The sequence below is a fragment of the Cupriavidus sp. CuC1 genome (assembly GCF_044627735.1).
GTDB classification, from domain to species: domain Bacteria; phylum Pseudomonadota; class Gammaproteobacteria; order Burkholderiales; family Burkholderiaceae; genus Cupriavidus; species Cupriavidus ulmosensis.
Genome location: NZ_JBIUHC010000345.1, coordinates 1 through 2,324 on the forward strand (window position 1 = coordinate 1; position 2,324 = coordinate 2,324).

The following is a 2,324-nucleotide window of genomic DNA, read 5'->3' on the forward strand; positions in this document are numbered from 1 at the left end:
TCCATTGCCAAATCGCCTCGTTGACGACCACCGTCGCAGCCGGTGAGGCAGCCATTCGCATGTCTAATGTTGAGTCTATGGTTGAAATCACTGCCGACATGGAGGCGATCATCAAGCAGGCGATACTGTCGTTCGTTGCGACAGTCAACGAGGACGGAACGCCCAATCTTTCGCCGAAGGCGTCCTTGACGGTCACGAACGGCGTTCTCTACTTCGCCGATATCGCATCGCCCCGAACGATACTGAACTTGGGGCGCAATCCCGCCATCGAAATTAACGTAGTCGATATCTTCCAGAGACGCGGGTATCGATTCAAGGGCCGTGCGTTGGTACTGCCGCCAGGCGATGGTGAGTATTTGATGATCGCCGACTGGGTTCGGGCGACGAACGGCCTAGAGTATCCCGTCGATCACATCGTCAAAATCGAGACCACTTCGATCACCCCGTTGTTGTCACCTGCCCATGTCTTTGCCCACCCTCCTCGAAGTCAGGACGAAATCAGGAGCGCCTATTATCAAAAGTATGGTGTGAAGCCCATCGGGGCATAGGTTCCGGGTACGCGAAGAACGGCATGCGGCTTTACGACCGCATCGCTATGCTCCGCGATCCTGGCAAGGTAGCGATAGATGGTTGCTGTCGAGCAGTCCAGGCGGCGCGCAACTGCCTTGACGGCGCCGCGCACGCGAAGGAATCCCTTACCGTCCAGTTCCCCGGACGAGCTTGCGCGCTCCGTGTCCGATCAGCTCGAGCACTGAGGCCATGTGCTTCGTACAACCGGTGTGCAATCGCAATATGATGCTTGAGCGTTCCAAGTTCCCGAGGTCCTATGTCCCAAGTCGACTTCGACTGGCTGAGCCAGCTCCTGCAAATGATCACCATCACTGGCCGGCTGGAAGTCCGTTGCGCCTATGGTGCGCCATGGCGTGTGGCTTGGCCTCAGTCCGCGGCGCACGAGATTCCCTACCACGTCGTGCTCAAGGGCCGGGCCATTGTCGAGAGTCCTGAGACGGAGACGACCATGGAGCTGGTGGGAGGAGATATCGTGCTGTTGCCTCACGGGTCGGCGCACGTGCTGCACGATGGCGGCGGAAATGCGCCGGGTCTTACCTACAATCGCCAATGGATGCTCAGCCAGAATGATGGCCAGGGCGAGCATCTGGACCTGTTGTGCGGGCGATTTCTCGTCGAGCCGCCCCATGATCGGTTGATTCGCAATTATCTACCTACGAATCTAGTGGTACGGGCCATGGATGGCCATGGTGAAGAGGCGATCGGGTCTGCTTCGAACCACCTGGCCAGTCTCGTGGGGCTGATGCGCATGGAGTCCACAAGCGACAAACTGGGCGGATACGCCATGCTCAACGCGCTTAGCTCGGCGCTGTTCACACTGGTACTGCGCGCAGCAAGCGAATCCGAGCAGGCCCCGGCAGGCTTATTGGCGCTTGCCGGCCATCCACGGCTGGCTCCGGCCATTTCAGCCATGTTCGCCGATCCGGCGCGACCCTGGAACCTGCCTGATCTGGCCGACTTGTGCAGCATGTCGCGCGCCACCTTCATGCGGCACTTTCAGGATAAGCTGGGGCGCTCAGCCATCGAATTGCTGACCGATATTCGGATGAGCCTGGCAGCCAACGAACTGAAGAAGCCGACGATGACCACCGAGGCCGTGGCCGACTCAGTCGGGTATCGATCCGTGGCAGCGTTCCGGCGTGTGTTCACCGACACGATGGGGATGACGCCGGGGCAATGGCGCCGTCTGGCGCGCAAAGGCCAGTAATGCGATTCGGTTTCGGTGTGCTGCCTGGATGAGGCACTAGACACGCCGGCGCCGGGCGGCCACTCTTTCGCGCTCCAACGCGACCTCATAGGGGTAGTCGTCCTATTCGCGCAAAATCCGGCGGTTTCTTTGGACTTTCCCTTTCATCGCGTCCGTCAGCTCAGGCAGGGTGACGCGCGGAACGAACACCAGCTCGATCGTGCGCGTGGATGTCTTCAGTTCGCGAACTTTGATGGGACGGCGAGCCTGGATACGCTGACCATAGGCACGCTGTTTCTCGATCGGAATAGCATCGAACACCCAGATATGTGCTCCGAGATCCTTCAGGAAGCGGATCTTGGCCAGCGTCTCGCTCATGGTCGGTGGACTGTGTCGCGCCGTGTCTTGGCTAGATTCAAATGTCCTCTCTGCAGCCGGATCAGAATGTCCGGTCAGTGCAGTGTGGTGTTCTGCTTTCTTGATGCCTTTCCTTGATCTTGCCCCCGAAGAGTGGAGTTCTTAGCCTATGTTCAAATACGAGCAAGGAGCTAAGACATGTCAGGTAAGC

The 2,324-nt window shown here is 58.9% G+C and carries 4 protein-coding genes; 2 read left to right on the forward strand and 2 right to left on the reverse strand.

What is annotated here, in order from left to right; all coding sequences use genetic code 11:
- On the forward strand, nt 1-548 hold a 548-nt coding region (locus ACGLHR_RS51425; protein WP_400103787.1), incomplete at its 5' end, for a pyridoxamine 5'-phosphate oxidase family protein.
- On the opposite strand, the gene ACGLHR_RS51430 is transcribed toward ACGLHR_RS51425, so the two are convergent.
- Nucleotides 515-706 (reverse strand): helix-turn-helix domain-containing protein, encoded by a 192-nt coding sequence (locus ACGLHR_RS51430; protein WP_400103793.1) that lies wholly within the window; start codon nt 704-706, stop codon nt 515-517. The two genes, ACGLHR_RS51425 and ACGLHR_RS51430, sit on opposite strands and share 34 nt — an antisense overlap.
- 120 nt (nt 707-826) lie before the next feature.
- Here ACGLHR_RS51430 and ACGLHR_RS51435 point away from each other — a divergent pair, with 120 nt between their 5' ends.
- Nucleotides 827-1,777 carry a cupin domain-containing protein gene (locus tag ACGLHR_RS51435; RefSeq protein ID WP_400103789.1) on the forward strand — a complete coding sequence of 317 codons (951 nt, stop codon included), beginning with the start codon at nt 827-829 and terminating at the stop codon, nt 1,775-1,777.
- Between the two features lie 102 nt (nt 1,778-1,879).
- Here ACGLHR_RS51435 and ACGLHR_RS51440 read toward each other — a convergent pair whose 3' ends face one another.
- Entirely contained in the window at nt 1,880-2,134 is a 255-nt protein-coding gene (locus ACGLHR_RS51440) for a hypothetical protein (RefSeq protein ID WP_400103791.1), read from the reverse strand.
- Nucleotides 2,135-2,324 lie beyond the last annotated feature (190 nt).